Below are 25,699 nucleotides of genomic sequence, written 5' to 3'. Positions count from 1 at the left end.
CGAGTGCTGCAGCGTGGGGAAGCCTTGTTCCAGGTTGAAGCCTGCATCGGCATAGCGGCAGGCGGGGGCGTCGCCGGAGCGGGGCACGATGGCGTAGCGCACTGGCAGGATGGGCACGCGTGCGCTGCAGGCCGGGCCGGAGGTGGCGCTGCTGACGGAGGCATTGGTCATGCGAGCTCCTTGCTCAGAGAGACAGTCTTTTCGAACCAGAGACGCACTGCGGGAACTTGCAGTACTGACAAGACTGAAAGGCCGTTATTCATACTGTGCTGGATTTCAGGCCCGACTCTATGCTGTAAGAAGTTTCCTACTTACTTGCTGAGATGAGCGGGCGATCAAGTATCTGGAACTCGAGTGAAAGACAATGCCTCGATCGCTACTTTTGGGTCGAGGCTGAAAGTGTAAGATTTTATTTGAATGTATATGTATTGCGTTTGCGCAATATTGTGTGAAAGTTGCAGTGTTTTTGTAGGAAGTTTCGTACTTTAAGATTGTTATATGTTCAGTTTTTGCACTTGGCCATCACCACCTGGCAAGTCTTGGGCGTGCCTCCCGAGCGGCTGGCATAACGCACGCAGTTGTTCAGGGACTTCTGACGCGCAATGCTCAATGTATTGCCCCAGGCGAGGCCGCCTTCACCGGTAGTGGGGACGGCCTTGGCAAAGCAGTTGGAGCCCACTGCAGGCGTGGCGTAGCGTGCCTTGCTGGCGTTGCTGGAGCATCCCGCGAAAGCCAGGCTGAGGCAGAGCAGGGTAGCCAGTGCCCAGGACGTATGTGGTCTGCTCATGTATTCCTCTTCTGCGCTTGGCAGCAAATGCCTTGCAGGATATTTCATTACAGCGAAGCGGTGAACTATCTCGGCGTCAAGAGGCTCCTTTGCTAAGCGCACCCTGCGCTTGACTGATGGCGCGAGGCCATCAGCCCTGGGTCACTGAATGAAAAGGAGGCACCGTGACCGCACCTGATCAAACCCTCTACCGCTGTACGCCCAGCCCGCTGCATGCTCTGCTGCTGGCGGGCAGTGTGCCGATGTTCCTTGGCGCGCTGCTGAGCGATATCGCCTACTACAACAGCTATCAGATTCAGTGGAGCAACTTCGCCGCCTGGCTGATCGCCGGGGCCCTTGTGTTCTGTGGGCTGGCACTGTTGTTCGCGCTGGCCAATCTGATCCGCGCAGAGCGCAAGGGCGGGCGCGCTACGTTGTACTTCGTGCTGCTGCTGGTGACTTGGGTGCTTGGGCTGATCAATGCCTTTGAGCATGCCAAGGACGCCTGGGCGGTGATGCCTTCTGGGTTGGTGTTGTCGGTAATCGTGACAGTGCTCGCAGTGGTGGCCGCCTGGACCGGTTTGAGCAACCTGCGTTCAGGAGGTGTGGCATGAAGCCTTTGCATGCATTTAGCCTGTTGGGCGTAGCGCTATTGCTGAGTGCCTGTGGTGGCGACGGCGAGCCGACCCAGGCCCATGGCCCGGACCCGAAGCTGCCGGAGCCTCAGCGCGGTTTGCTACCGAGCATGAAGATTGCGCAACCGGCTGCCTGGGGCGAACTGAAACCGACCGTGCCAGAGGGCTTCAGTGTCACCGCCATTGCCACCGGCCTGAAAATCCCGCGCCAGAGCCTGGTGCTGCCCAATGGCGACATTCTGGTGGCTGAGGGCAGGGGGGGCAGCGCGGCCAAGCTCAAGCCCAAGGATGTAATCGCCAGCCAGATCAAGGCCAAGGGCAATACCCAGGTCAAGGGTGGCAACCGCCTGACCTTGCTGCGAGATGCTGACGGCGATGGCAACTACGAGGTACAGGCCGTGTTTGCGGAGAACCTCAATGCACCGTACGGCTTGGCCTATGCCAACGGCAAGGTGTATGTAGCCAACCAGGATGCGCTGGTGCGCTTTGACTACAAGGAAGGCCAGACCCAGGCCGACGGCCCGCCAACCAAGGTCACCGACCTGCCGGCCGAGATCAACCACCATTGGACCAAGGCCCTGACCATCAGCCCGGATGGCCGCTTCTTGTATGTGGGTATCGGCTCGAACAGCAACATCACCGAGCGCGGCCTGGAGGTGGAGATCGATCGGGCCATGGTCTGGCAGGTCGATGCCGAGACCGGCGCGCACCGGCCCTATGCCACCGGCTTGCGTAACCCGACGGCATTGACCATCCAGCCGCAGACCGGGCAGTTGTGGACGGTGGTCAACGAGCGGGATGAGTTGGGCCCTGACCTGGTGCCCGACTACCTTACCTCGGTGCGTGAGGGTGGCTTCTATGGTTGGCCTTACAGCTACTGGGGGCAGCATGTGGATGAGCGGGTGCGGCCGCAGAACCCGGACAAGGTGGCGGCGGCGATCAAGCCGGATTACAGCCTGGGTTCGCATGTGGCTGCACTGGGTGTGGACTTCTCGACCTCGGCAATGGGCGAGCGCTTTGCAGACGGTGTGTTCGTGGGCGAGCACGGCAGTTGGAACCGGCCCAACCCGGTGGGGTACAAGGTGATTTTCGTGCCGTTCAGCAATGGCAAGCCTGCTGGGGAACCCATCGACTTCGCCACGGGCTTTCGCGGTGAGGATGGCAAGACCCGGGGGCGACCGGTTGGAGTGACGGTGGACCCGCGTGGGGCGTTGATCATTGCCGATGACCTGGCGAATACGGTGTGGCGGGTGACGCGTAATCGCTGAATGCTATCTGATCAAATCGTCAAAGCTTGCTGGCGATGGGCCGCAGAGCGGCCCAATTGCTGACTGACAGGCATTGTGCGTGGGTCAGAAGCGGTAGTTGAAGCTGGCTTCCAGCGTGCGCGGCGCCCCTGGGGTGATCAGGTCGACCGAGCCATGTGCCGAGGCATAGTAGTCACGGTCAAACACGTTCTTCAGGCGCAGCGCGGCATCCCACTGCGGCACGCTGTACAGCAGCGCGGCGTCGAAGGTGGTATAGCCCGGCATCACCACCACATTGTCGAGCGCTGTGTAGCGTTCGTCGACGTAGTTCGCTCCGGCGGCCACACGCCATTCTGGTGTCAGGGTACGTACCAGCCAGACGTTGGCGCTGTTGCGTGGTGTCAGGGTAGGGGTCTGGCCTTCGTTCGCCACGCCATTTGTCTTGCTGTTGGACTTGGTGATTTCGGCGTCCAGGTAAGCGTAACCGGCATAGATCTGCCACTTGTCGGTGAGATGTCCGCTGACGGTGGCTTCAAAGCCATCGGTACGCTGTTCGCCAGCCAATACGGTCAGGTTGGGGTTGGCCGGGTCGGCAGTCTTCATGTTGGTGCGCTCAAGGCGGAACACTGCGGCGGTCAGTGACAGGCGGCTGTCGAGCAGGTCCCATTTGGCGCCGATTTCATAGTTGGTGGTCTCTTCCGGCTCCAGGTGCTGGTTGCTCGGGCTCACCGCGAACACTTCGCCCGAAGGCTGATAGCTGCGGCTGACCGACACGTAGTAGGACTGGATGGCGTCTGGCTGGTAGACCAGACCCGCACGCGGGCTCCAGGTCTTGTCGGTACGATCCAGGTCGATGTTTTGCACGCGGTCGTCGTCGTACTCCTGGCCAAAGATGTCATAACGCACACCGACCAATGCCTTCCAGTGCGCGTTCAGCTCGATCATGTCCTGCACGTACAGACCGGTGGTCTGCTGGAAGTTGGTGCCCTTGGAAGACAGGTTGGCGGCATGCTCCGGTACCGGCACCAAGGCATCACGGTACACCGGTACTTGTGCCACGTTGGTCTGGCTCAGCACGCGCTGGTACTTGTCCTGAAAGCCTGCTTCCACCCCGTACAACAGGTTGTGCTGCATGCCGGCCAGTTGCGCCTGTTGCTTGAGCTCCGTCTGGTTGAACACACCGTACTCATCGCGGGCGACGTTGCCGCGGTTGAGCTTGATCAGCAGTTCACCATCGGGCGCGGTGACGAAGCGCGTCGGGCTACTGTCGGCCAAGGTGTTGTTGCGGTCCAGGTCGTAGCGGTAGTAACGGCTGGTGTTGGTCAGGGTGAAGTTGTCGTTGATGCGGTAATCCAGGCTGGCTGTAAGCGAGAACACCTCGCTGCGGGCGTAATCCTGGTCAGCATCGCCAGAGCCAAAGCGCTTGTCGCGGTCCACGTCCACCGGGCGGTTACCCAGGGCCGGGATGCCGAAGTCGATCAGGCGTTTGTCGTACAGGTAGGTGGCGCCCAGGTTCAGTTCCAGGTCGTCCGAGAGACGGAAGTAGGCCGACGGTGCGATGGCCTTGCGGTCGATGTAGCCATCATCGCGGAAGGTGTCGCTGTCTTCGAAGGCACCGGTCACGCGGTAGGCCTGGTTGCTTTGCGGGTCGGCCCAGCCGGTGTCGAACTGGGTTCGGCGTTTGCCTTCGCTGTCAACGTTCATGCCGACTTCGCGTTTGGGCGTGAAGCTTGGTTTTTTGCTGATGCTGTTGATCAGACCGCCCGAGGAACCACGGCCATACAGCACTGCGGCCGGGCCCTTGATCACCTCGACACGCTCGATGTTGGACAGGTCGCGAAAGTACAGGGCGTCGTCACGCACGCCATCTATGTACATGTCGCCAATGGCGCTGAAACCACGGATGGTGACCTGATCACGTTGGCCGTCGCCATTGGACAGGCCGATGCCGGGCACATTCTTCAGCACGTCTTCCATGGACTGTGCGCCTTGGTCCTTGATCACGCTTTCGGGAACGACGTTGACAGTTTGCGGGATATCGCGCAGCGGCGCGTCGATCTTGATGGCGCTGCGGCTTTCACTGGCCTTGTAGCTTTGCTGCTCATAGACGCTGGTGACGGCGGTGGCGGGCAGGGCGAGGCTACTTTGCGTATCGGTTTGGGCGGCAGCTTGGACAGCAGGCACAACGAGCAGGCCCAGCATGGAAATGGATGCTGGGGCAACAGACCTTTTGGCCATTACAGGCGACTCTTTGTTGTTATCGGAGTAGCGAATAGTAATGATTTGCAAATGTAAAGCAAGTGTAAAGAATTCTTATTAGCTATAACGGTGATTTCTGCGACGAAATGCGTCGTCAATCGGGAGGGCCGGCAAGGCGGCTGGTAATGGCTATGCTTGTCAGCGCGTGAGCCTTTCGCGCGCCTATTCGGACTTGATCACATGGAAGCACGCCTATGAACCCCATTCGTACTCTCGCTCGTGCTGTAGCCCTTGCCACGCTGGCCTCTGCTGCCAGCTTCACGGTACAGGCTGCCGGTATCCCCATCGGGAGCGAGGCGCTGGAAAGCCATGTCACCACACAGGTAACGGCTATCGACCTGGCCACCCGCCAAGTCACGGTGAAAGGCCCTGACGATAAGAAGGATGTGACGTTCCAGCTGACCGAAAAGGCCAAAGCGCTGCCCAACCTGAAAGTCGGTGACCAAGTCGACATCTACGTGACACGCGCCGTGGCCTATGTGCTCAATCCGGAGGTGGGTGGTGCGCCGAAAGCGACTGAAGAGTCCGGTACCATCCGTGCAACCGAGCAAAACCCCAACCCGGGCGGCGAGGCGTTCCGCCAGGTCAAGGTTACCTCTCAGATCAAGAAGATCGACCTCAAGACGCATGAGGTGAGCTTGTTGCCACCGGAGGGCAAGCTGCAGGTGGTCAAGGTCGAGAATCCAGACCTGCAGAAACGCATGAAGAACCTCAAGGTTGGCCAGACGGTTGACGCGATCTACACCGAAGTGCTGCGCGTCGAAACCTCGCGCTGACCTCGGCCGTTGCCGGCCTCGGTTACTCGCCTACGATCGGCCGTTTGCGGTCCTGGCAGGCTGGTGCCGAGGAGCGGGCCTCAGTAGACGGCGGCTTCGATCAAGGCCTGGGGCTCTGCACGTTCGGTGTAGTCGACTTGTGGTGTGTCACTGCGGCAGGCTTCGGGTGGCCCGTGTCTGGATGCGCTGTGAGGCCTTGCAGGCCGGGGGATGGCGCTTGAACAGCTGAAGTACCCAGTCGGGGCGGGTCTTGCTGGCATCGTTGATCCAATTGGCGACCGAGTCCTGCGCGTATTTCTCGGCTTCGGCCAGCAGCGGTACCAGCAACGGCTCGGCCACTTCTGGTCGTTGCTTGAGCGTGGCAATGTGCTCGCACCAAACGCCACGCGGGCGCAGGATCTCGATGCAGAACCGACGTACCAGCGGGTCGGCATCACCGGTATGGCGGCTGAGTAGCGCCAGGGCGGCTTCAAGGTGCTGGGCCAGGCGCGGGCGCAGGGCGATCCAGGCCCATTCACGCACGCCGAAGTGGTCATCGCGGGCGAAGCGAAACTGCGCCAGCAGGGCATCTTCTGCAGGCTGCGAGCGTGACAGGTACGCCTGGGCGAACGCTGCCCAGCTGCGCACGGTATCGGACAGGTGCGTGCAGCATTGCTCGAACACTTGCTCGCGCAACGACTCGGCGGCCTGCTCCAGCCACTTGCCCAGTGCCAGGCCAATGGCCGCCACTTTTTTTGACAGGCCCAGTGCCTGGGCCAGGGCCGCACTGGCAGCGAGGTGCTCTACCAATGCTGCTGGCAGTTGGCCTGTCAAGGCGTTGACCAAGGCGGCTTGATCCACCGCCAGGCATTCGGCCAGGTTGCGGGTTGGCAGTTGGCCAAGGTCGATCAGGGACTTTCGTTCGTCGCTCATGGCTAAGCCTCTAGGGCCGTGGCACGGTGCAGTCGATTGCCGGCCGTGCGCACGCCGGCCGGAAGGAATGTTTCACTATGCAGGGTACGAATAGTTCAAGTGCAGGATTTTGATTTCTATCAGTACTGGGGAAGGCACCATCATGGTGGCCATCGATACCTTGGATGAGGGCTGCCATGTTCAGTAAATCAATGCTCCTGCTGGCGCTTCCTGTGGCCATGGCGTTGCTTGCCGGTGCGGTGTTGCCGTTTCAGGCCGCAGGTAATGCTGCGGCAGGCCGGGCACTTGGGCATTGGCTGTGGGGGGCTTTCACATCGTTGACGGTGAGCATGCTGGTGGTGATCGCTGCGCTGCTGATTATCCGGGCACCGGCGCCAGACATGGGCAAGGCCTTGCAAGGGCCCTGGTGGTTATGGATTGGTGGCGTGCTGGGGGCACTGTATGTGGCCGGCGCCGCAGCACTGACCCCGAAACTTGGCGCAGCAGGGTTCCTGGTACTGGTGGTGGCAGGGCAGATCATCACGGCAGTGCTTGCCGACCACTACGGGGTGATGGGGCTGGGTGGCAAGCCGCTTAGCCTGGCCAGGGTGGCTGGTGTGGTGCTGATCCTGTGCGGAGTGTTGCTGGTACAGGGCCCTTGGGCAACGGCGTCACCGGCCCATTCCACGGCAGCTGTGAAGGGGCAAGAAAACTGATCAGCGCCCTGCTTGGCTGCAGGCCCAGACGGTTTCGCGCAGCCAGCGGTGCCCGGGGTCACTGTCCTTGCGGTTGTGCCAGGCTTGCTGATAGTCGAACGAGGGGATGGCGAGTGGCGGTGTGAACTGGCGCAGTGTATTGTGCTGGCGCAACGACCCCACAGCGCGGCTGGCCACCGTCAGGATCAGGTCGGTGCCGGCCAGCACTTCGACCGCAGCACTCCAGTGTGGCAAGGCCAGGGCAATTCGGCGTTGCAGGCCCCGGGCGGCCAGTGCGCGCTCGATTTCATCGAAAGCATCCGGGCGCATGGCCATCAATACATGTGGGCGTGCCAGCCAGTCTTCCAGGGCCATGCCGCCGCTCGCAGGCAGGACCTGGCGATCGGCAACGCTGATGAAGCGATCGGCAAACAGGGGCTGGGCGGTGATGTCCTGAGGCAGTTCGGGGAATAGGCCCAGGGCCAGATCCAGTTCGCCATCGAGCAACTGCGCCAACATGGTTTCACGGCTGGCCTGGCTGATGGCCAGGTCCACCCCGGGCGCGACTTGGCGCAGGTGGCGCAGCAGGTGCGGCAGGATGATGCGCGAGGCGTAGTCGGACAGCGACAGCCGGAACCGGCGCTGGGCCCTGGCTGGCTCGAACAGCGGGGTGGCCAGCAGGCTGTCGAGATTGCTCAGTGCATCCTGTAACGGTTGTGCCAGCGATTGGGCGCGGGCGGTAAGGGTCATACCGCCACCTTGGCGTACCAGCAAAGGGTCGTCGAAGTGTTTGCGCAACTGCGCCAAGGCGTGGCTGACCGCCGGTTGGCTGCGGTGCAGGCGCAGGGCTGCGCGGGTCACGTGCCGTTCACTGAGCAGGGCATGCAGGGCGAGCAGCAGGTTGAGGTCGATCTTGCGCAGTTCATCCATCGGGTGAATGGCCTTGGTCATTTCTGGCGACTTGAATCAGCTTAACAAATGCTTTGTGTACTCCTACAACGATTGCGTCGGCTGCTGGGCGTATACTCCCCGTCCGTTTAACTATTGTCCGAGTATTTTGATGGGTCTTTCCGCAACTGCCACGCCTGAACCACGTCGCCTCGGCGCGCCATTGATCGCCTTGGTCTTGATGCTGGCCAGTGCCTGGTTCCTCAACCTCAATGCCGGCTTCAAGCAGGTGTTGTTGCTGCTTGTCGGCACCGCGCTTGGCCTGACGCTGTACCACGCCGCCTTCGGTTTCACCTCGGCCTGGCGGGTGTTTATCAACGAGCGCCGTGGCGCGGGCCTGCGTGCGCAGATGGTCATGCTGACCCTGGCGGTGCTGCTGTTCTTCCCGGCGTTGTCAGCTGGCAGCCTGTTCGGTAACCCGGTCACTGGCCTGGTTGCCCCAGCGGGTGTTTCAGTGGTGTTCGGTGCGTTCATTTTCGGCATTGGCATGCAGTTGGGTGGCGGCTGCGCATCGGGCACGCTGTTCACCGTGGGGGGAGGTAATGCGCGCATGCTGGTGACTCTGCTGTTCTTCATCATCGGCTCGGTCAGCGCCACCCACCATGCCGACTGGTGGTTTGCCTTGCCGTCGCTTCCGGCCACCTCGATCGTGCAGGCCTGGGGGATAGGGCCTGCGCTGCTGGCAAGCCTGGCAGTGTTCGGGCTGATCGCCTGGGCCACCGTGGTGCTTGAGAAGCGCCGGCATGGCGCGCTTGAAGCACTGCCTGCCAGCGAGCACCAAGGCCTTCGCCGCTTCCTGCGTGGCCCCTGGCCCTTGCTGTGGGGCGCCATCGCCCTGGCCTTGCTGAACTACGCGACCTTGGCGCTGGCGGGGCGGCCTTGGGGCATTACCTCGGCTTTCGCCTTGTGGGGGGCCAAGGTCCTCAGCGGGCTGGGCGTGGATGTCGGTAGCTGGGTGTTCTGGCAGGCACCGGCCAATGCCAAGGCTTTGGCTGCGCCGCTGTGGCAGGACATCACCACGGTAATGGACCTGGGCATCGTACTGGGTGCGTTGCTGGCGGCGGGCCTGGCCGGGCGCTTTGCGCCAAGCCTGAAGATTCCGCTGCCGTCGCTGGTGGCCGCAGTGATTGGCGGGCTTCTGCTGGGCTATGGTTCGCGCCTGGCTTACGGCTGCAACATTGGTGCTTACTTCAGTGGTATCGCCTCGGGTAGCTTACATGGCTGGTTGTGGCTGGTGGCGGCCTATACCGGCAACCTGATAGGCGTGCGCCTGCGCCCCTTGTTCTTCGTCGGTGAACGGCGCCCTACGATGCTGACTGGCTGCTGATGCACTGACTGAATTGCTGCAAGGGGTGCAGAAATCATCTGCATCCCGCCTGATTGTTCAACTTTTGCTTCTTGTTTAGCCTGACTCGAGCACTCATTCAGCAGGATTCGATCATGGCTACCCGCATCATTCTCAATAGCACCGGCGCTGCCGACGTGATGCAGCTTGAACACGTAGCAGCACAATCTCCAGGGCCTGGCCAGGTCTGGCTGGAGCAGACGGCCATGGGCGTGAACCCGCTGGATGTGTTGCAGCGCAAGGGGGGAGCAGCGCTGGCATTGCCTTCAGGCCTGGGGCTGGAAGGCGCTGGCAGGGTCTCGGCCATTGGCGATGGGGTGCACAACGTGCAGGTGGGCGACCGGGTCGCTTACGCGATGGGGCCGGTCGGTGCCTATGCCAGTGGCCGGCTGTTCCCGGCCGAGCGGCTGGTCCCGCTGCCGCCGCAGTTGGAGGACGAGGCCGCCGCAGCGGTGCTGTTCAAGGGAATCACGGCGCAATATCTGTTGAAAACCACCTATGCCGTAGGGCCGGGCACCCAGGTGTTGTTGTACGGTGCGGCCGGTGCTTTGGGCCAGCTGATGGTGCCTTGGGCGCGGCACCTGGGGGCGACGGTGATAGGGGTGGTATCGCGCCTGCAAAGTGTGGAGCGGGCACGGGCGGCGGGTTGCCAGCACGTGCTGGTGTTCGACGCGGAAACCTTGGCCAGCCAGGTGCGTGAGCTGACCCAAGGCCAAGGTGTGGACGTAGTGTACGATTGCGTGGGCAAGGTGTCGCTTGAGGCCTCGTTGGGCAGCCTGAGGGTGCGCGGCTTGTTGGTATCGTTCGGCGGCACCTCCGGTGCACCGCCTGCCATAGAGGTGGCCACGCTCAATGCCAATGGCTCGCTGTACCTGACCCGGCCATCGCTCGCAGCACACACCCGCACGGTCGAGGAGTACCAGCAGCGCGCGGCCGATGTGCTGGCAGCGGTTGCCGAAGGTATCGTCCAGCCTCGGGTCTGGCGATGCTTCCCGCTGGCTGAAGCAGCCAAGGCCCATGAGTACCTGGAGCAAGGGCGGTCGGAGGGCGCGCTGGTGCTGACAGCCTGATCCGCCCCCTGATTTCACTGCCCTGAGCCGAGTCTTGCCATGGATACCTTCGACAGTCGCCGCGCTGATGAACTTGCCACCCTGCTGGCCTTGTATGAGCAGGGCTCGTTTGCTGCCGCCGGGCGGCAACTGGAGCGCCACCCTACGGTGCTGTCGAAACGCCTGAGTGCTTTAGAGACGCGGCTGGGCATTCGCCTGGTGGAGCGCAGTACGCGGCAGCTGCGCTTTACCGATGAGGGCGAGCGGCTGGTAGCCAAGGTTCTCGAGGCTAGCCGGCTGATTGCCGAAGCGGAGGAAGAGGCAGCCGAAGGTGCGGCAACGGTTCGTGGGCGTCTGCGTCTGGCGTTGCCGGCGGCCATGGGCCGACGCTGGTTGAGCGGCATGCTGGCCGACTTTGTACTGGCCTACCCGCAGGTAATCGTGGAGACCGAGTATGCCGATCGTTTCGTCGACCTGATCGGCGAGGGTTTCGACGCCGCGATCCGGATTGGTGAGCTGGCGGACAATCGTCTGGTGGCAAGTAAACTGTGCGATCACGTGCGGATCCTGTGCGCTTCTCCTCAATACCTTGCTCGGCATGGGGAACCCGCGCAGCCGGAAGATTTGGCGGCGCATAACTGTTTGGGTTTCAATGGCTTACGATCGTTTCCTGAATGGCGCCTGATGAGCGATACGCGACAGACAAGTGTCAAAGTTGCTGGCAGCCTTCGCAGTAATGACAACGAAGCGCTGCTGGAGGCGGCGCGGCGCGGCGTGGGGATTCTGGCCGGAGGTGACTGGCTCATGTGCGAGGACCTGGCCAGCGGATGCCTGGTAAGGGTGCTTGCGCAATGGCAGCTGGACAAGGCGGCGGGCATTTACCTTGTACGGCCGACCGCGCGCCTGAACACGGCAGCGATGGGCGTCTTCAAGGCCTGGCTGGAAGATCGCTTCAAGGCAGGCCCTCCTTGGAGACGCTGATGCGGCCTTTGCAGGCGTGATAAATAAAGAGTTATCGTCTTGCAACGGCATGCTGAACGCACTGCTCGAAGTACGTCTGCTTGATCGCTGCTGGCTTGAGCCGCGAGCGGCTGTTGTACGTCTGCTCGGTAATGCCGAAGGCAGTCATGCGCATCCAGGGTTTGGGGAATTTGCGTACCTGTAGCTTCTTGCGCGTGGCATACAAGGTCACCCCGGAAAGCTTGGCCTGTTGGGCCTCGGCGGCTATCTGCGCGCCCCAGCCGCAGGTGTGGCGATCGTTCTGGCTCAGAGCCCTGGCTTGGGCGCCGAAAGCGAAGGTGGCCAGCAGGCAGCCGGCCATCGTTGCTAGAAGTACTCGCATGTTGCTGTCCTAAGCATCTGAAAGAGAACGGAGTTTGCCTTCGCTTTCCGCAGCCGTGGGCCAGCAATTTGCCGTCAGGTCACAGCCATGCGCAGAGGGCTGCCCACGGGCCTGCGCAGGCTTGTCCAGGCCAGGCTGGCAACCCAGAGCACCGAAACACCATAGTTAAGGCGTTGATACAGGCCGAACAGCTGGCCACTCTGCGCCGCTTGGCCCATCAACGCGACGGTGATGATCGCCAACACCACGCAAGCCAGGGAAAACAGCGCCAGGGCGGGGGAGCCGGCAAGGCGGTTGCCTAGCCACGCCCATAGGGCGCTGGCCAAGGTCAGCGAGAGGAACATCAGCAGACCAAACAGGTTATGCAGTTGCTGCGAGGTAGATGGCTGTACCGGTGCACAGCCCTGGTCGCAGGGGAACCAGCCGGTGCCCAAACTGCCCATGCCATGCAGCAACACCAGGCCCGCACTCAGCAGCGCCAGCTTCGAGCTATGCCAGCGCCGCATCAGGCCCCAGGCAAACAGGGCAAACAGCAGGGCTAGAGGGTAGTTGTTGACCCGTGGTGACCAGCTGTGGGTTGGCGAGCCTGCCGCGCCCAGCTGGCTCATGGCCTGTTGCAGGTGATCATAGCCAGGGTAGGCCTGGGCCGTGAGCCATACCCCCGCCAGCAGCCAGAGGGGGATCAGCAGGCCACTGCCGAGCAAAAGACGGTCGAGGGTTTTCATACTGCAGATTCCTTCCATGGAACAGTGAGCGTGGAAGCATACAGTACAGGCTCACGCAGGCCATGGGCCAGTGATTCTGCGCGTTTCTTCATGGGCCAGGGACTGCAAAGATGGGCAATAAATACCGCACGGGGTGTATGTGATCGTACAACCGCTTGCGCTATGATGAGCGCTGTCTTCCAAGGTGAAATACAGGGCAATGACAGAGCAGCAGGTACAGGCAAGGACCCGGCGCAAGCCGCGCAGTCTGGCCCAGGAACTGGTCACGGTGCTGACCGAACGCATTCGCAGCGGCCAGCTCAAGCGCGGCGACAAGTTGCCGACCGAATCGCAGATCATGGCCGAGGAGGGCGTCAGCCGCACGGTGGTGCGTGAGGCGATCTCGCGGTTGCAGGCCGCCGGGCAGGTTGAGACCCGCCACGGCATTGGTACATTCGTGCTGGATGCGCCGGCTACGGGCGGTTTCCGTATCGACCCGGCCACCGTGGTCACCCTGCGCGAAGTGCTGGCGGTGCTGGAGTTGCGCATTGCCCTGGAGATCGAGTCGGCCGGGCTGGCAGCCCAGCGGCGAAGCGACGAAGCCCTGGCCGGTATGCGGGCGGCGCTGGACGAACTCAACGAGGGGGCGGCCCACGCCACTGATGCGGTGTCGGCGGACTTCCAGTTCCACCTGCGCATTGCCCAGGCCAGCGGCAACCACTACTTCGCCGATATCATCAACCACCTGGGTACCAGCATCATCCCGCGTACCCGACTGAACTCGGCGCGCCTGGCCCATGATGACCAGGCGCACTACATGAGCCGCTTGATGCATGAGCACGAGGCGATCTATGAGGCGATTGCCCGGCGTGACAGCGAAGGGGCGAAGATGGCCATGCGCATGCACCTGAGCAACAGCCGCGAGCGCTTGCGCCAGGCGCATGAGGCGGCTGAAGCGCAAGGGACCTGAAGCCTTTTCTGCCTGTAATGGCCTCTTTGCGGGCAAGATAGCCCTGTAGGAGCGGGCTTGCCCGCGAAGAGGCCAGTACAGTCAAAAAGAAAAGCCCCGCCGTGCGCGGGGCTTTCTTGTTGCTTGCAACCGGTCAGATCGCCCCGTCACTCCACTGCCCGTTCACCAACCGCCGCAGCCCCAGCGGGTTGCCGTCGCGCAGTGCCTCAGGCAGCAGCGTCTGCGGGTAGTTCTGGTAGCACACCGGGCGCAGGAAGCGGTCGATGGCCAAAGTGCCGACCGAGGTGCCACGCGCATCGGAGGTCGCCGGGTACGGGCCGCCGTGCACCATGGCATCACAGACTTCGACACCGGTCGGGTAGCCATTGACCAGGATTCGCCCGACTTTCTCCTCCAGCAACGGCACCAGCCAGGCGAAGGCATCGAAGTCCTCCGTCTCGCCGATCAGCGTCGCGGTCAGCTGGCCACGCAGGCCGAGCAGCGCGTCGCGCAGTTGGTCGTTGTCCTGCACCTCTACAGCCACGGTGGTGGGCCCAAACACTTCTTCCTGCAACAGCGGGTCTGACTCGACCAGCAGGCGTGCATCGGCCTTGAACAGCTGAGCGCGCGCCTGGTTGCCTTCCTGCGCCTGGCCGGCTACATGCTCGATACCGGCATGGGCATGCAGGTGTTCAAGGCCGCCAACGTAGCTGCGCAGGCCGCCAGCGTTGAGCATGGTTTGCCCGGCTTGCTGGTCCAGGTACTGGCCAAGGTCGGCGAGCAGCTGGCTGTACTGTGGTGACTGCAGGCCAATCACCAACCCAGGGTTGGTGCAGAACTGCCCGGCGCCCATGCACACGGACCCCGCCAACTCGCGGGCAATGGCCTCGCCACGCTTGGCCAGGGCGCCCGGCAGGATGATGACCGGGTTGATGCTCGACATCTCGGCAAATACCGGGATTGGCTGCGGGCGCTCAGCGGCCATGCGGCAAAGGGCATCGCCGCCTTTCAGCGAGCCAGTGAAGCCAACCGCCTGGATGGCGGGGTGCTTGACCAGCCACTCGCCCACGCCGCCACCAAATACCATGTTGAAAACGCCCTTGGGCATGCCGGTCCGCTCAGCGGCGCGCACGATGGCGCAGCCCACCAGGTCGGCCGTGGCCATGTGGCCGCTGTGCGCCTTGAATACCACCGGGCAGCCTGCGGCCAGGGCGGCGGCGGTATCACCCCCGGCGGTGGAGAAGGCCAGCGGGAAGTTGCTGGCCCCGAACACGGCGACCGGGCCTACGCCGATGCGCATCTGGCGCAGGTCTACGCGTGGCAGCGGCTGGCGCTCGGGCAGTGCCAGGTCGATGCGCGCGCCGAGGAAGTCGCCGCGGCGCAGCACTTGGGCGAACAGGCGCATCTGCCCGCTGGTGCGGCCGCGCTCGCCCTGGATGCGGGCGGCGGGCAGGGCGGTTTCGCGGCAGACGATGGCGACGAAGGCGTCATCCAGTTCGTCGAGTTCAGCGGCGATGGCGTCGAGGAACTCGGCCCGACGTGCCGGGGCCAGTTGGCGGAACTCGGCGAAGGCTGCGGCAGCGGCCTTGGCGGCCTGGTCCACTTCGGCTTCGGTGGCCTGGGCAAAGCTGTAGGGCAGGGCTTCGCCAGTGCTGGCGTCCAGGCTCTGCAGGCGCTGAGGGCCAGCGGCACTGCGCTGACCGGCGATGAAGTTATGGCCGAGGATTTCAGGCATGGGGTGCTCCTGTGGGCTTGAGGGTGGCGTGTGTGAATGCGTGGTCAAGGCTGCGGCATCAGGTAATGGGCGCCGGGTTGAACAGGGTGATGTCGTTGTGCAGCCGGTGTTGCTCGGCCCAGGTTTGCTTGCGGCCACTGGCCACGTCCAGGTAGTAATGGAACAGCTCCCAACCCAGCTCCTCGATGGTCGAGCGACCACTGGCGATGCGACCGGCGTCGATGTCGATCAGGTCGGGCCAGCGCTGGGCCAGTTCGCTGCGGGTACACACCTTGACCACCGGCGCCATGGCCAGGCCATAGGGGGTGCCGCGGCCGGTAGTGAAGACGTGCAGGTTCATGCCGGCCGCCAGTTGCAAGGTGCCACAGACAAAGTCGCTGGCCGGGGTGGCGCAGAAAATCAGGCCTTTGCGGTTGACCCGCTCGCCTGGGCCGAGCACACCCTGTATAGCGCCGCTGCCCGACTTGACGATCGAACCCAGCGATTTCTCGACGATGTTCGACAGCCCGCCTTTCTTGTTGCCCGGCGTGGTGTTGGCGCTTCGGTCGGCGGCGCCTTGCTGCAGGTAGCGGTCGTACCAGTCCATTTCGCGCACCAGCGCGTCGGCAACGTCCTGGTTTTCCGCGCGCGAGGTCAGCATGTAGATCGCGTCGCGCACCTCGGTCACTTCAGAGAACAGCACCGTGGCGCCAGCGCGGACCAGCAGGTCGGCGGCATAGCCAAGTGCCGGGTTGGCGGTGATGCCCGAGAAGGCGTCGCTGCCACCGCATTGCATACCGAGGATCAGTTCGCTGGCCGGGACCGTTTCGCGGCGGCGCTGGTCGAGCTTCTTCAGGCGGGTCTCGGCCAGGTCCATGATCTGCTCGATCATTTCAACAAAGCCAAGGCTGGCATCTTGCAGGCGGTACAGCCATGGGTCGCTGAGGTCCACCGAGGGGTCGTTGTCGTGCATCACCTGGCTGGCTTGCAGTTTTTCACAGCCCAGGCTGATCACCAGTGCCTCGCCGCCAAGGTTGGGGTTGCGCGCCAGGTTGCGCACGGTGCGGATCGGGATGTAAGCGTCGCGGGCGTTGATTGCCACACCGCAGCCGTAGCTGTGTGTAATGGCCACCACGTCATCGACGTTGGGGTATTTGGGCAGCAGTTCGTTGCGAATGCGCTTGACTGCATGTTCCAGCACGCCGGTCACGCACTGCACGGTGGTGGTGATGCCGAGAATATTGCGGGTGCCGACAGTGCCGTCGGCGTTGCGATAGCCCTCGAAGGTGAAGCCCTCCAGCGGCGGCAGCGGTTGTGGCACTGCATCGCAGCGCGGCAGGCTGTCCAGTTCCGGGGCGGCCGGCATGGCCAGCTGGCTTTCCTGAACCCAGCTGCCTTGGCGCAAGTCTTCCAGCGCGTAGCCGATGATTTGCCCGTAGCGGCGCACGGGCTCGCCCTTGGCGATGGCCACGGTGGCCACCTTGTGGCTTTGCGGCACGCCTTCGATCAGGGTCAGGCCGTCGGCGAAGCGGGCGCCTTCGCCCAAGCCGCCGTCGTTGACGACGACCACGACGTTGTCGTCGTCGTGCAGGCGGACGTAGCGGGGCGAGTCGGAGTGTTCGATCAACTGCATGTTTGGGCCCTACTTGTCAGGTTCTCAGGCTTCTGTACATCCGCCCATGCCGGGTGACCCGGTGCGGGCGTGCTTTTTCAGTGTCGGGAACTGGCCAGTTCGCCGTCGGTGGCAGGCTCAGCGTGTGGCTTTGGGGCAGCATCACGCAATTCGATACGCTTGATGGGGCCGACGATAACCAGATAGCTGAATACCGCTACCAGCGCGTTGGCACCCACGTACACAAGCGCCCACTTGAACGAGCCGGTGGCGCTGATGATGTAGCCGATCACGATAGGGGTGGTGATCGACGCGATGTTACCGAAGGTGTTGAACAGGCCACCGGACAGCCCGGCGATCTGCTTGGGTGAAGTGTCCGCGACCACCGCCCAGCCCAGCGCGCCGATGCCCTTGCCGAAGAACGCCAGCGTCATGAAGCCGACCACCATCCACTCGGCATCGACGTAGTTGCAGAACACCATGGTGGTGGACAGCAGCAGGCCACAGACGATCGGCAGTTTGCGCGAGAAGGTCAGCGAGTTGCCGCGGCGCAGCAGCCAGTCGGAGATCACACCACCCAGGACGCCGCCGATAAAACCACACACCGCCGGCAGCGAGGCGATGAAGCCGGCCTTGAGAATGGTCATGCCGCGTTCCTGCACCAGGTACACCGGGAACCAGGTGAGGAAGAAGTAGGTGATGGCGTTGATGCAGTACTGGCCCAGGTATACGCCCAGCAGCATGCGGCTGGTCAGCAACTGCTTGATGTAACCCCATTTCGGGCCGTCGCTGCCGCGCTTCTGGTCCATGTCGACCAGGCCGCCGTTCTGCTCGATGTGCTCGAGTTCGCTTTGGCTGATGCGCGGGTGTTGGCGCGGGTTGTAGATGGTCTTCAGCCACACCATCGAGAAGATGATGCCCAGCACACCCATGACCACGAACACGTGCTCCCAGCCGAAGCTGAACACGATCCAGCCCATGATCGGGGCGAACAGTGCAGTGGCGAAATACTGCGCCGAGTTGAAGATGGCCGAGGCCGTGCCGCGTTCCTGGGTCGGGAACCATGCGGCGACGATGCGCGCGTTACCCGGGAATGACGGGGCTTCGGCGAAACCGACCAGGAAGCGCAGGGTGAAGAGGGTGACCACGGCCCAGGCAACCGGCAGGCCACCGACAAAACCCTGCAGCAGGGTAAACAGCGACCAGGTGAAGATGCTGAAGGCGTAGACGTTCTTGGAACCGAAGCGATCGAGCAGCCAACCACCAGGAATCTGGCCAGCCACGTAAGCCCATCCGAAGGCGGAAAAGATATAACCGAGGGTTACGGCGTCAATGCCGAGGTCTTTCTGCAGGCTGGAGCCTGCGATAGCAATGGTCGCGCGGTCGGCATAGTTGATCGTGGTCACCAGAAACAGCATGAACAGGATCAGGTAGCGCACATGCGTTTTCTTAGTCGCTTGCATGCTGGCAATACTCCCACTAGTTATTTTTGTGCGGGCTCACGAATTGTAACCGGAGTGGGGCAGGCCCACTCCGGGCGCGGCATCTGGCAGGCCGCGGGCAGCGCTTACTGCGGGCCCATCTTGTCCATCAGCGCGGCGAGCATTTCGTACTCTTCGGCGGTGAGGTCAGTCAGCGGGGTACGCACCGGGCCGGCGTCGTAACCGGCAATTCTGGCGCCGGCCTTGACGATGCTCACGGCGTAGCCGGCCTTGCGGTTGCGGATGTCCAGGTATGGCAGGAAGAAATCGTCGATCAGCTTGGCCACGGTGGCGTGGTCGTCACGGGCGATGGCGTTGTAGAAGTCCATGGCGGTTTTCGGCACGAAGTTGAACACCGCGGAGGAGTACACCGGTACGCCCAGGGCCTTGTAGGCGGCGGCATACACTTCGGCGGTCGGCAGGCCACCCAGGTAGCTGAAGCGCTCGCCCAGGCGACGACGGATCGACACCATCAGCTCGATATCACCCAGGCCGTCCTTGTAGCCAATCAGGTTCGGGCAGCGCTCGGCCAGTTTTTCCAGCAGGTCGGCGTTCAGGCGACAGACGTTGCGGTTGTACACCACCACACCGATGTTTACCGATTTGCACACCGCTTCGACGTGGGCGGCGACGCCGTCCTGGCTGGCTTCGGTCAGGTAGTGCGGCAGCAACAGCAGGCCCTTGGCACCCAGGCGCTCGGCTTCTTGCGCGTATTCGATGGCCTGACGGGTGGAGCCACCGACACCGGCGAGGATCGGAACCGAAGTGGCGCAGGTGTCAACCGCGGTCTTGATCACCTGGCTGTATTCGCTGGCGGCCAGGGAGAAGAATTCACCGGTACCGCCAGCGGCGAACAGCGCGCTGGCGCCGTAGGGGGCCAGCCACTCGAGGCGCTTGATGTAGCCAGCCGGGTTGAAGTCGCCCTGGGCATTGAAGTCGGTGACCGGGAAAGACAGCAGGCCGTGGGAGAGGATGGATTTGAGTTCTTGTGGATTCATTGTTGTTGGCATCCTGTGGCGCTTGGGTGAGGGGTGTTGTCTTGCGATGGAGGTAAGTTATCGTACAACTTGTGTGATGACTAGTCCCTTTTCAGAATTTTGTGTTCTCGTCAGGGTGGCCGTCTGGATTTATGTGTTGTGGCGCAGATCGAGCGCCGCCCGCGCGGCGCTTCGCGGGTAAACCCGCTCCTACGTTTGTTTCGGGCCAGTATCGCCTGTGTCAGACGCGCGCGACCGCCTTGTTTGTACGACTCGATATCGAGGCATGCGCCAAGGCGTTCGCGCGCAAATGCCACAGGCATAACTGGCCTGAAACAAACGTAGGAGCGGGTTTACCCGCGAAGCGCCGCGCGGGCGGCGCTCGATTTCACAGGCGCAGCAGGTACGACGACAAACACATAGCAGTCATCGTATCTCTTAAGGGGAAGGAAAAAAACGATCGCGGAGACAGGCACAAGCCCGCCGCCCGATTCCACGGGAAGTGTTCTGGGACCAGCAGAGGGTGACCGGGAAACGGGGGCGGCCTTGCGCCGCCCCGCGATCAAAGCAGAGGAAACTGAAAGTCAGGCTGCGTGCTGGCGCTTGATTTGCGCCTTGCGTACCTGGGCCCGGCAAGCGTCGCCGAAAGCCTGGAAGATCTTGATCGAATCAGGGTTCTTCGCCGCTTGCCATTCAGGGTGCCACTGCACGGCGAACAGGAACGGCGAAATGCTTGGCGCATGAATCGCTTCGACCAGGCCATCTTCGGCACGGGCGATGGCTTCAATACCGGCGCCGAGCTTATGCAGGCCTTGGCCATGCAGCGAGTTGACGCGAATCTCGTCGGTACCCAGAGTGTCGTGCAGCCAGCTGCCCGGCTGGATCTTCACCCCATGCACCTGGGCGTACTGCACTTCGACCGGGTCTTCCGGGTTTTCCCGGTGGTCATTGAACCCAGGTTCGGCATACACCTTCTGGTAAATGTCGCCACCCAGGGCCACGTTGATTTCCTGCATGCCACGGCAGATGCCGAAGATGGGCAGGCCACGCTTGATCGCCGCCTTGACCAGCGGAATGTCGAACAGGTCGCGGTTCTGGTCCTGGCCTTTGCCCGGGGTCTGGTTTTCCTGGCCATACAGGGCCGGGTCGATGTTGCTGCCAGCGCCAGTCAGGTACACGCCGTCGGCCATGTCCAGGTAGGTCTCGAGGTCTTCAGTGCCGCAGCAGGTAGGTACCAACACCGGGACGCAATCGGAGAACTCGACCAGCGGGGTAATGTATTTGTGGGTCATGACCTGGTAGTCATGTCCCTTGCGCTCTTGGCTGCCCATGGTCATCAGGACGACGGGTTTGCGCAGGGAAGGTTGCTTGTTGCCAATGTTGCTGTTGGACATATGTCACCTTGGGACAGGTTCGACCTGTCGTTGTTGTGCAGGCGCACGGCTCGGGGCCCTGGGTGCTGCCTGTAGCCCCGAGCACTGCCGGCTCGTCAGAGGCGACGATTCCGGTCGGGGCTTGTAGATAGCTTGCCAGAGCCGTTCGATATGTCAAACGACGGAAGCGGGCTTTAACGCGGGGGATACGCCGTTTTTTGGGGCCTTAAACCGATGCGGGCCTGTGGCGGCGTGGGTTTGGCGGGGGTGTTGGTCAATAATATTTAACGACGCAGTTGGGTCTTTGCAGCGGTGCAATAAAGGCCACGCCCCATTGCCCATTTATTCGGCTCACACGGAGCCTGTAGGAGCGGCCTCGTGTCGCGAAAGGGCCGCGCAGCGGCCCCGGCGATATCGGCAGCGAAGCTGATATCCGGGGCCGCTTTGCGGCCCTTTCGCGACACAAGGCCGCTCCTACACAGTTGCGCGCCAGCCCATCCGGTCCATTCAGTGCAGTATCTGCGCCAGGAACGCCTTGGCCCGCTCGGTGCGCGGCTGGTTGAAGAACACCTGCGGCGGGCTGTCCTCGATGATCTGCCCACCCTCCAGGAACAGCACCCGCTCGGCTACCTGCCGGGCAAAGCCCATTTCATGGGTGACGCACAGCATGGTCATGCCCGTGCCAGCCAACTGCACCAGTACATCCAGCACCTCGGCGACCATTTCCGGGTCCAGCGCCGAAGTGGGCTCGTCGAACAGCATGATCCGCGGTTTCATGCACAGCGCCCGGGCGATTGCCACGCGCTGCTGCTGGCCGCCGGACAGCTGGCTGGGGTACTTGTGCGCCTGGCTTTCGATGCCGACTTTGCTCAGGTACATGCGTGCCCGCTCCTCGGCGTCCTTGCGTGACAACCCGCGCACGCTGGTGGGGGCCAGCAGGCAGTTGTCGAGCACGCTCATGTGCGGGAACAGGTTGAAGTGCTGGAACACCATGCCGATGTCGCTGCGTACCTGTGCTGCCTCGCGCGTGGTGGCCGCCAGGTCGATGCCGTCCACCTGGATGCTGCCCTGCTGGGCGACTTCCAGGCGGTTGATGCAACGGATCAGGGTCGACTTGCCCGAGCCGGACGGCCCGCACAGCACGATGCGTTCGCCTTCGCGCACCTGCAGGTCGATGTCACGCAGCACGTGGAACGCGCCATAGTGCTTGTTGAGGCCTTCGATGCGAATCAGCACCGGACGCGGGTCGGGTTCGGGGGCAAGGGTGGCAAGGCTCAGTGGTGCGGTCATCTTGTTGTTCTCCCGCGTGGGTTCAGTCGAAACGGGTCGCGCTGTAAGGCGCGGGGTCGGTGAAGGGGGGCTCGCCAGTGAGCAGCTCGGCCAGCAGCCGGCCGCAGACCGGGCCCAGCGTGAGGCCGTGATGGGCATGGCCGAAGTTGAACCACAGCCCTGGGTGGCGCGGCGCCGGCCCGATCACCGGGCGCATGTCGGGCAGGCAGGGACGGCGGCCCAGCCATGGCGTGTCGTCCAGGCGCTCGCCGAGGGCCGGGAACAGCTTGCGCGCCAGGGCCTCGCAGCGGCCCAACTGGATCTGGTTGCCAGGTGCACTGGCTGCGTCGAACTCGATGCCGGTGGTCAGGCGCACACCGCGCGCCATTGGCGCCAGTACATAGCCGCCTTGGGTGTCGCAGATCGAGTGCTCCAGCTGAGCGCCGTCACGGGTGCTGTAGTGCATGTGGTAGCCCCGCTTGATGGCCAGCGGGATCTGGTAGCCCAGGCCGCTGAACAGGTCGGCTGACTGTGGCCCAAGGCAAGCCACCACCTCGTCGGCAGTGATCGGGCCGCGACGGCTCTCTACCCGCCATTGGCCATTGGCCTGGCGCAGGCTGCGCGCATCGCCATGCACGAACTGCCCGCCGCGTTGCAGGAACAGCGCCGCATAGCCACGGGTGAGCGCACCGGGGTTGTTCACAGTTTTCGGGTCGAGCCAGTGGATGCCACCGACCACGGTGGCGTCCAGCTGATGTTCACGTGCCTGCAACTGCCCGCATTCAAGGATTTCGAAGCGCAAGCCGTAGCGGCTCAGGCCCTTGGCATCGGTTTTTGCCTGCTCGAACAGCGCGGGGTCGCGGAACACTTCGATCCAGCCTTTGGCTTGCACCAGGCCTTCCAGGCCGGCGGCAGCGATCAGCGCGTCATGCTCGTCGACACAGCGCTGCACCAGCGGCAACATATCGGCGGCGGCGCCGGCCAGGCGCCCGGGTGCCGACTGGCGCCAGTAACGCCACAGCCACGGTGCGGCCTTGGGCAGGTGCGCCAGGCTGTAGCGCACATCGGGCTGGCGGTTCAGGCCGTAACGCAGCAGTGCGCTCAGTTGCCGCGGGAAGGCATAGGGGATGACACTGGAGCGCTCGATCAGCCCGGCGTTGCCGTGGCTGGTGCCGCTGCCCGGTTCGTCACGGTCGATCAGAATTACCTGGCGCCCGCGTGCCTGCAGATGCAGCGCGGTGCTGACGCCGACGATGCCGGCGCCGAGAACAAGGGTCTGGCAATGCATGAAACGTATCCTTCGGTCAGTTCAGGTGGCGGCCCAGGCGGGCTTCCAGGTGTTTCAGCAGGCGCCGCACCAGTTCGACGATCACCAGGTAGAGCACGGCGGCCCACAGGTAGATCTGGAAGTCGAAACTGCGCGAGAAGGCCAGTTTGGTCACGCCCATCAGGTCGTAGATCGTCACCAGCGAGGCGATCGCGCTGGCCTTGATCATCAGGATCAGTTCGTTGCCCAGCGGGCCAATGGCCACCAGCAGCGATTGCGGCAATATCACCTTGAAGAAGGTGGTCGAGCGCTTCAGGTTCAGCGCCCGCGCCGCTTCATGCTGGCCAGGCGCAACGGCCATCAGGCTGCCGCGGAAGATCTCGGCCTGATAGGCGGCGGTGTTCAGGGTGAACGCCAGCAAGGTGCAAAACCACGCATCTCGGAAGAACCACCACAGGCCGACGTCCTGCCAGAAACCCTTGAGCGAGCCCAGGCCGTAATACAGCAGGAACAATTGCGCCAGCAGCGGCGAGCCGCGGAAGAAGTACACGTAGCCGGCTGCCATGCGCTGCAGCACCAGGCTGCGAGACAGGCGTGCAAGGGCCAGCAGAAGGCCGAGCACAGCACCCAGGCTGAAGGAAATCGCCACCAGCTTGGCGGTTACAAGCAGGCCGTCGATGAAGCGCGGGCCGTAGCGTTCCAGCAGGTCGGGGTCAAGCACCATTGCCAGCAGTTGATCGAAGCTCATGCGCGTGCTCCTTGCAGGTGGCGGTTGCTGCGCCGTTCGATGTAGGCGAACACGCGCCCGGACAGTGCCGCAAACAGCAGGTAGCCCAGGCAGGCGACGCCGTAGAAGAACATCGGCTCCTTGGTTACGCTGACCGCCAGGTTGGTCTGGCGCATCAGGTCTACCAGCGAGATGGTCGACACCAGCGAGGTGTCCTTGAGCAGCGACAGCCAGTTGTTGGACAAGCCGGGCAGGGCGATGCGGGTCAGTTGTGGCAACAACACCTTGAAGAAACCGGTGCGCTTGCTAAGACCAAGCGCCGAGCAGGCTTCCAGCTGGCCCTTGGGCAGGGTCTTGAAGGCGGCCAGCCAGATCTCGCTGGAAAACGCGGCGAACACCAGGCTGAAGGCGATCATCGCGGCGAGGAAGGTGTTGATGAGGAACTCACCTTGGTAGCCCATGGCGGCGAGGATCTTCTGTGCGGCGATTTGGCAGCCGTAATAGATGATCAGCAACGTCAGCAGCTCGGGCAGGCCGCGGAAGACGGTGGAAAAAGTGGTGGCCCAGGCCCGTGGCAGGCGTTTGCGTGAGCGCGCCGCCAGCGCGACCACCAGGCCCAGTGGCAGGCCGATGGGAAGGCAGGCCAGGGCCAGGGAAACAGTAACCAGCGCGCCGGCCAGCAACGCCTGGCCCCAGCCTCCGCTGGCGAAAGACAGCAAGGACAATTGATCGAGCATGACGAACCTCTTGGGCAGGTTATGCGGCCTTGTGGGAGCAGCCTTGCGTCGCGAAAGGGCTGCGTAGCGGCCCCAGGGTTCATGCAACTGCAGAGATTGCCGGGGCCGCTACGCGGCCCTGTCGCGACGCAAGGCCGCTCCCACAAGGTGGTCGCACAACTTCCTGAAGATCAGTTGTAGATATCGAAAGCAAAGTACTTGCTGGCGATCTTCTGGTAGGTGCCGTTGGCCACAATCTGTTGCAGCGCGGTATTCAGGCGCTGGCGCAGGGCTTCGTCGTCCTTGCGCACAGCGATCGCGGCATCGGCCTTGGTGTCGGCCACGTCGCCAAGGATCTTGCAGCAATCCCCGCCGTTCTTGTTCATCCACTCGTGCAGCGGGAATTTGTCGGCTATCACGCCGTCCAGGCGGCCGGCCGCCAGGTCTGCGTTGGCTTCGTCCATGGTCGGGTACAGTTTCACGTCGGCACCGGCCTTGCCGTACACGTCTTCGGCGTAGATGGCCTGGGTAGAGGAAGACTGCGCACCGACGGTGTAGCCGACAAAGTCGGTCTGGGCGCTGTCGATCTTGCTGTCCTTGGCAACCGCCACGGTCAGGGGCGTGCGGTAGTAGTGGTCGGTGAAGGCGATCTTCTTGCGTCGCTCTTCGGTATCGATCATCGACGCTACCACCGCGTCATACTTGCGCGCCATCAGGGCGGGGATGATGCCTTCCCAGTCCTGGGCCACCAGCGTGCATTCGACTTTCATCTGTTCGCACAGGGCATGGGTGATGTCGACATCGAAGCCATGCAGCTTGTTATCGGCGTCTACATAGTTGAAGGGCGGGTAGGCACCCTCAGTGGCGAACCGCAGGGTTTCAGCGCTGGCGGCACCCGCCAGCAGCAGGGCGCACGCACCCAGCAAGGCCATGGACTTGTTCATCTCGCACCTCATT

The 25,699-nt window shown here is 62.9% G+C and carries 24 protein-coding genes; 8 read left to right on the top strand and 16 right to left on the bottom strand.

The window, feature by feature from the left end:
* Positions 1-502: 502 nt before the first annotated feature.
* Positions 503-787: a hypothetical protein gene (locus QYE47_RS16780; RefSeq protein ID WP_070383993.1), complete on the bottom strand. Its 285-nt coding sequence runs from the start codon at positions 785-787 to the stop codon at positions 503-505.
* A gap of 164 nt (positions 788-951) precedes the next feature.
* On the opposite strand from QYE47_RS16780, the gene QYE47_RS16775 reads away from it, so the two are divergent.
* Positions 952-1,380, top strand: a complete 429-nt coding sequence (locus tag QYE47_RS16775) for a DUF2231 domain-containing protein (protein ID WP_019436778.1) — start codon at positions 952-954, stop codon at positions 1,378-1,380.
* Complete coding sequence (locus tag QYE47_RS16770; RefSeq protein ID WP_070383992.1) at positions 1,377-2,669, top strand: sorbosone dehydrogenase family protein; 1,293 nt, start codon at positions 1,377-1,379, stop codon at positions 2,667-2,669. Before QYE47_RS16775 ends, QYE47_RS16770 begins: the two co-directional genes overlap by 4 nt.
* 84 nt (positions 2,670-2,753) lie before the next feature.
* Here QYE47_RS16770 and QYE47_RS16765 read toward each other — a convergent pair whose 3' ends face one another.
* Positions 2,754-4,886, bottom strand: a complete 2,133-nt coding sequence (locus tag QYE47_RS16765; protein ID WP_026031811.1) for a TonB-dependent siderophore receptor — start codon at positions 4,884-4,886, stop codon at positions 2,754-2,756.
* 215 nt (positions 4,887-5,101) lie between these two features.
* Between QYE47_RS16765 and QYE47_RS16760 the strand changes: the two genes are divergently transcribed.
* Positions 5,102-5,683, top strand: a complete 582-nt coding sequence (locus QYE47_RS16760; protein ID WP_014590676.1) for a hypothetical protein — start codon at positions 5,102-5,104, stop codon at positions 5,681-5,683.
* Between the two features lie 147 nt (positions 5,684-5,830).
* Here QYE47_RS16760 and QYE47_RS16755 read toward each other — a convergent pair whose 3' ends face one another.
* Entirely contained in the window at positions 5,831-6,595 is a 765-nt protein-coding gene (locus QYE47_RS16755) for a hypothetical protein (RefSeq protein WP_110159739.1), read from the bottom strand.
* A gap of 176 nt (positions 6,596-6,771) precedes the next feature.
* Between QYE47_RS16755 and QYE47_RS16750 the strand changes: the two genes are divergently transcribed.
* Positions 6,772-7,290: a DMT family transporter gene (locus QYE47_RS16750; protein WP_070383990.1), complete on the top strand. Its 519-nt coding sequence runs from the start codon at positions 6,772-6,774 to the stop codon at positions 7,288-7,290.
* Here QYE47_RS16750 and QYE47_RS16745 read toward each other — a convergent pair whose 3' ends face one another.
* Entirely contained in the window at positions 7,291-8,199 is a 909-nt protein-coding gene (locus tag QYE47_RS16745; protein WP_070384482.1) for a LysR family transcriptional regulator, read from the bottom strand.
* Between the two features lie 130 nt (positions 8,200-8,329).
* Here QYE47_RS16745 and QYE47_RS16740 point away from each other — a divergent pair, with 130 nt between their 5' ends.
* The 3 genes from QYE47_RS16740 to QYE47_RS16730 all read left to right on the top strand — a co-directional run bounded on the left by QYE47_RS16740 (position 8,330) and on the right by QYE47_RS16730 (position 11,592).
* The gene (locus QYE47_RS16740) at positions 8,330-9,544 is read left to right on the top strand and encodes a YeeE/YedE family protein (protein ID WP_041166952.1); all 1,215 of its coding nucleotides are present in this window, start codon (positions 8,330-8,332) and stop codon (positions 9,542-9,544) included.
* Positions 9,545-9,657: 113 nt separating this feature from the next.
* A complete protein-coding gene (locus QYE47_RS16735) occupies positions 9,658-10,632 on the top strand; it encodes a quinone oxidoreductase (RefSeq protein ID WP_019436784.1) in 975 nt (324 codons plus the stop codon).
* A gap of 39 nt (positions 10,633-10,671) precedes the next feature.
* Positions 10,672-11,592 (top strand): LysR family transcriptional regulator, encoded by a 921-nt coding sequence (locus tag QYE47_RS16730; RefSeq protein ID WP_014590682.1) that lies wholly within the window; start codon positions 10,672-10,674, stop codon positions 11,590-11,592.
* 31 nt (positions 11,593-11,623) lie between these two features.
* On the opposite strand, the gene QYE47_RS16725 is transcribed toward QYE47_RS16730, so the two are convergent.
* Positions 11,624-11,953, bottom strand: coding sequence for a hypothetical protein (locus tag QYE47_RS16725; RefSeq protein ID WP_019436786.1), 330 nt, complete (start codon positions 11,951-11,953; stop codon positions 11,624-11,626).
* A 74-nt stretch (positions 11,954-12,027) separates the two neighbouring features.
* Positions 12,028-12,678, bottom strand: a complete 651-nt coding sequence (locus tag QYE47_RS16720) for a DUF998 domain-containing protein (protein WP_070383989.1) — start codon at positions 12,676-12,678, stop codon at positions 12,028-12,030.
* Between the two features lie 199 nt (positions 12,679-12,877).
* Between QYE47_RS16720 and QYE47_RS16715 the strand changes: the two genes are divergently transcribed.
* Positions 12,878-13,627, top strand: coding sequence for a FadR/GntR family transcriptional regulator (locus QYE47_RS16715; protein WP_003247694.1), 750 nt, complete (start codon positions 12,878-12,880; stop codon positions 13,625-13,627).
* A gap of 133 nt (positions 13,628-13,760) precedes the next feature.
* Here QYE47_RS16715 and QYE47_RS16710 read toward each other — a convergent pair whose 3' ends face one another.
* From QYE47_RS16710 to QYE47_RS16665, 10 genes are all read right to left on the bottom strand, one after another.
* On the bottom strand, positions 13,761-15,341 hold the full coding sequence (locus QYE47_RS16710; protein WP_070383988.1) for an aldehyde dehydrogenase (NADP(+)): 1,581 nt from the start codon (positions 15,339-15,341) through the stop codon (positions 13,761-13,763).
* Between the two features lie 58 nt (positions 15,342-15,399).
* Positions 15,400-16,953, bottom strand: a complete 1,554-nt coding sequence (gene garD / locus QYE47_RS16705) for a galactarate dehydratase (RefSeq protein ID WP_014756302.1) — start codon at positions 16,951-16,953, stop codon at positions 15,400-15,402.
* Between the two features lie 77 nt (positions 16,954-17,030).
* A complete protein-coding gene (locus QYE47_RS16700) occupies positions 17,031-18,395 on the bottom strand; it encodes an MFS transporter (RefSeq protein ID WP_003247701.1) in 1,365 nt (454 codons plus the stop codon).
* Between the two features lie 104 nt (positions 18,396-18,499).
* Complete coding sequence (gene kdgD, locus QYE47_RS16695) at positions 18,500-19,411, bottom strand: 5-dehydro-4-deoxyglucarate dehydratase (protein ID WP_010954445.1); 912 nt, start codon at positions 19,409-19,411, stop codon at positions 18,500-18,502.
* A gap of 563 nt (positions 19,412-19,974) precedes the next feature.
* On the bottom strand, positions 19,975-20,784 hold the full coding sequence (locus QYE47_RS16690) for a gamma-glutamyl-gamma-aminobutyrate hydrolase family protein (protein WP_010954444.1): 810 nt from the start codon (positions 20,782-20,784) through the stop codon (positions 19,975-19,977).
* Between the two features lie 486 nt (positions 20,785-21,270).
* Complete coding sequence (locus QYE47_RS16685) at positions 21,271-22,053, bottom strand: amino acid ABC transporter ATP-binding protein (protein ID WP_010954443.1); 783 nt, start codon at positions 22,051-22,053, stop codon at positions 21,271-21,273.
* A gap of 22 nt (positions 22,054-22,075) precedes the next feature.
* Positions 22,076-23,320: an FAD-binding oxidoreductase gene (locus tag QYE47_RS16680; protein ID WP_014590688.1), complete on the bottom strand. Its 1,245-nt coding sequence runs from the start codon at positions 23,318-23,320 to the stop codon at positions 22,076-22,078.
* A 16-nt stretch (positions 23,321-23,336) separates the two neighbouring features.
* Positions 23,337-24,047, bottom strand: a complete 711-nt coding sequence (locus QYE47_RS16675; protein ID WP_003247716.1) for an ABC transporter permease — start codon at positions 24,045-24,047, stop codon at positions 23,337-23,339.
* Positions 24,044-24,763 carry an ABC transporter permease gene (locus QYE47_RS16670; protein WP_003247720.1) on the bottom strand — a complete coding sequence of 240 codons (720 nt, stop codon included), beginning with the start codon at positions 24,761-24,763 and terminating at the stop codon, positions 24,044-24,046. Before QYE47_RS16670 ends, QYE47_RS16675 begins: the two co-directional genes overlap by 4 nt.
* 170 nt (positions 24,764-24,933) lie before the next feature.
* Positions 24,934-25,686: a transporter substrate-binding domain-containing protein gene (locus QYE47_RS16665; protein ID WP_012052077.1), complete on the bottom strand. Its 753-nt coding sequence runs from the start codon at positions 25,684-25,686 to the stop codon at positions 24,934-24,936.
* Positions 25,687-25,699: the final 13 nt, after the last annotated feature.

Source organism: Pseudomonas sp. 2,4-D (assembly GCF_030418155.1).
Taxonomy (GTDB): Bacteria; Pseudomonadota; Gammaproteobacteria; order Pseudomonadales; family Pseudomonadaceae; genus Aquipseudomonas; species Aquipseudomonas alloputida.
The sequence above is the reverse complement of the archived record's forward strand: the minus strand, read 5'-3'. Positions and strand labels throughout refer to the sequence as shown.

Excerpts from the sequence above, each read along its gene's own strand:
- QYE47_RS16665 (WP_012052077.1), bottom strand. The coding sequence starts at position 25,686 with ATGAACAAGTCCATGGCCTTGCTGGGTGCGTGCGCCCTGCTGCTGGCG.
- QYE47_RS16755 (WP_110159739.1), bottom strand. The coding sequence starts at position 6,595 with ATGAGCGACGAACGAAAGTCCCTGATCGACCTTGGCCAACTGCCAACC.
- QYE47_RS16685 (WP_010954443.1), bottom strand. The coding sequence starts at position 22,053 with ATGACCGCACCACTGAGCCTTGCCACCCTTGCCCCCGAACCCGACCCG.
- QYE47_RS16675 (WP_003247716.1), bottom strand. The coding sequence starts at position 24,047 with ATGAGCTTCGATCAACTGCTGGCAATGGTGCTTGACCCCGACCTGCTG.
- QYE47_RS16745 (WP_070384482.1), bottom strand. The coding sequence starts at position 8,199 with ATGGATGAACTGCGCAAGATCGACCTCAACCTGCTGCTCGCCCTGCAT.
- QYE47_RS16765 (WP_026031811.1), bottom strand. The coding sequence starts at position 4,886 with ATGGCCAAAAGGTCTGTTGCCCCAGCATCCATTTCCATGCTGGGCCTG.
- QYE47_RS16780 (WP_070383993.1), bottom strand. The coding sequence starts at position 787 with ATGAGCAGACCACATACGTCCTGGGCACTGGCTACCCTGCTCTGCCTC.
- garD (WP_014756302.1), bottom strand. The coding sequence starts at position 16,953 with ATGCAGTTGATCGAACACTCCGACTCGCCCCGCTACGTCCGCCTGCAC.
- QYE47_RS16690 (WP_010954444.1), bottom strand. The coding sequence starts at position 20,784 with ATGTCCAACAGCAACATTGGCAACAAGCAACCTTCCCTGCGCAAACCC.
- kdgD (WP_010954445.1), bottom strand. The coding sequence starts at position 19,411 with ATGAATCCACAAGAACTCAAATCCATCCTCTCCCACGGCCTGCTGTCT.
- QYE47_RS16760 (WP_014590676.1), top strand. The coding sequence starts at position 5,102 with ATGAACCCCATTCGTACTCTCGCTCGTGCTGTAGCCCTTGCCACGCTG.
- QYE47_RS16770 (WP_070383992.1), top strand. The coding sequence starts at position 1,377 with ATGAAGCCTTTGCATGCATTTAGCCTGTTGGGCGTAGCGCTATTGCTG.
- QYE47_RS16715 (WP_003247694.1), top strand. The coding sequence starts at position 12,878 with ATGACAGAGCAGCAGGTACAGGCAAGGACCCGGCGCAAGCCGCGCAGT.
- QYE47_RS16725 (WP_019436786.1), bottom strand. The coding sequence starts at position 11,953 with ATGCGAGTACTTCTAGCAACGATGGCCGGCTGCCTGCTGGCCACCTTC.
- QYE47_RS16730 (WP_014590682.1), top strand. The coding sequence starts at position 10,672 with ATGGATACCTTCGACAGTCGCCGCGCTGATGAACTTGCCACCCTGCTG.
- QYE47_RS16670 (WP_003247720.1), bottom strand. The coding sequence starts at position 24,763 with ATGCTCGATCAATTGTCCTTGCTGTCTTTCGCCAGCGGAGGCTGGGGC.
- QYE47_RS16740 (WP_041166952.1), top strand. The coding sequence starts at position 8,330 with ATGGGTCTTTCCGCAACTGCCACGCCTGAACCACGTCGCCTCGGCGCG.
- QYE47_RS16710 (WP_070383988.1), bottom strand. The coding sequence starts at position 15,341 with ATGCCTGAAATCCTCGGCCATAACTTCATCGCCGGTCAGCGCAGTGCC.
- QYE47_RS16680 (WP_014590688.1), bottom strand. The coding sequence starts at position 23,320 with ATGCATTGCCAGACCCTTGTTCTCGGCGCCGGCATCGTCGGCGTCAGC.
- QYE47_RS16700 (WP_003247701.1), bottom strand. The coding sequence starts at position 18,395 with ATGCAAGCGACTAAGAAAACGCATGTGCGCTACCTGATCCTGTTCATG.
- QYE47_RS16750 (WP_070383990.1), top strand. The coding sequence starts at position 6,772 with ATGTTCAGTAAATCAATGCTCCTGCTGGCGCTTCCTGTGGCCATGGCG.
- QYE47_RS16735 (WP_019436784.1), top strand. The coding sequence starts at position 9,658 with ATGGCTACCCGCATCATTCTCAATAGCACCGGCGCTGCCGACGTGATG.
- QYE47_RS16720 (WP_070383989.1), bottom strand. The coding sequence starts at position 12,678 with ATGAAAACCCTCGACCGTCTTTTGCTCGGCAGTGGCCTGCTGATCCCC.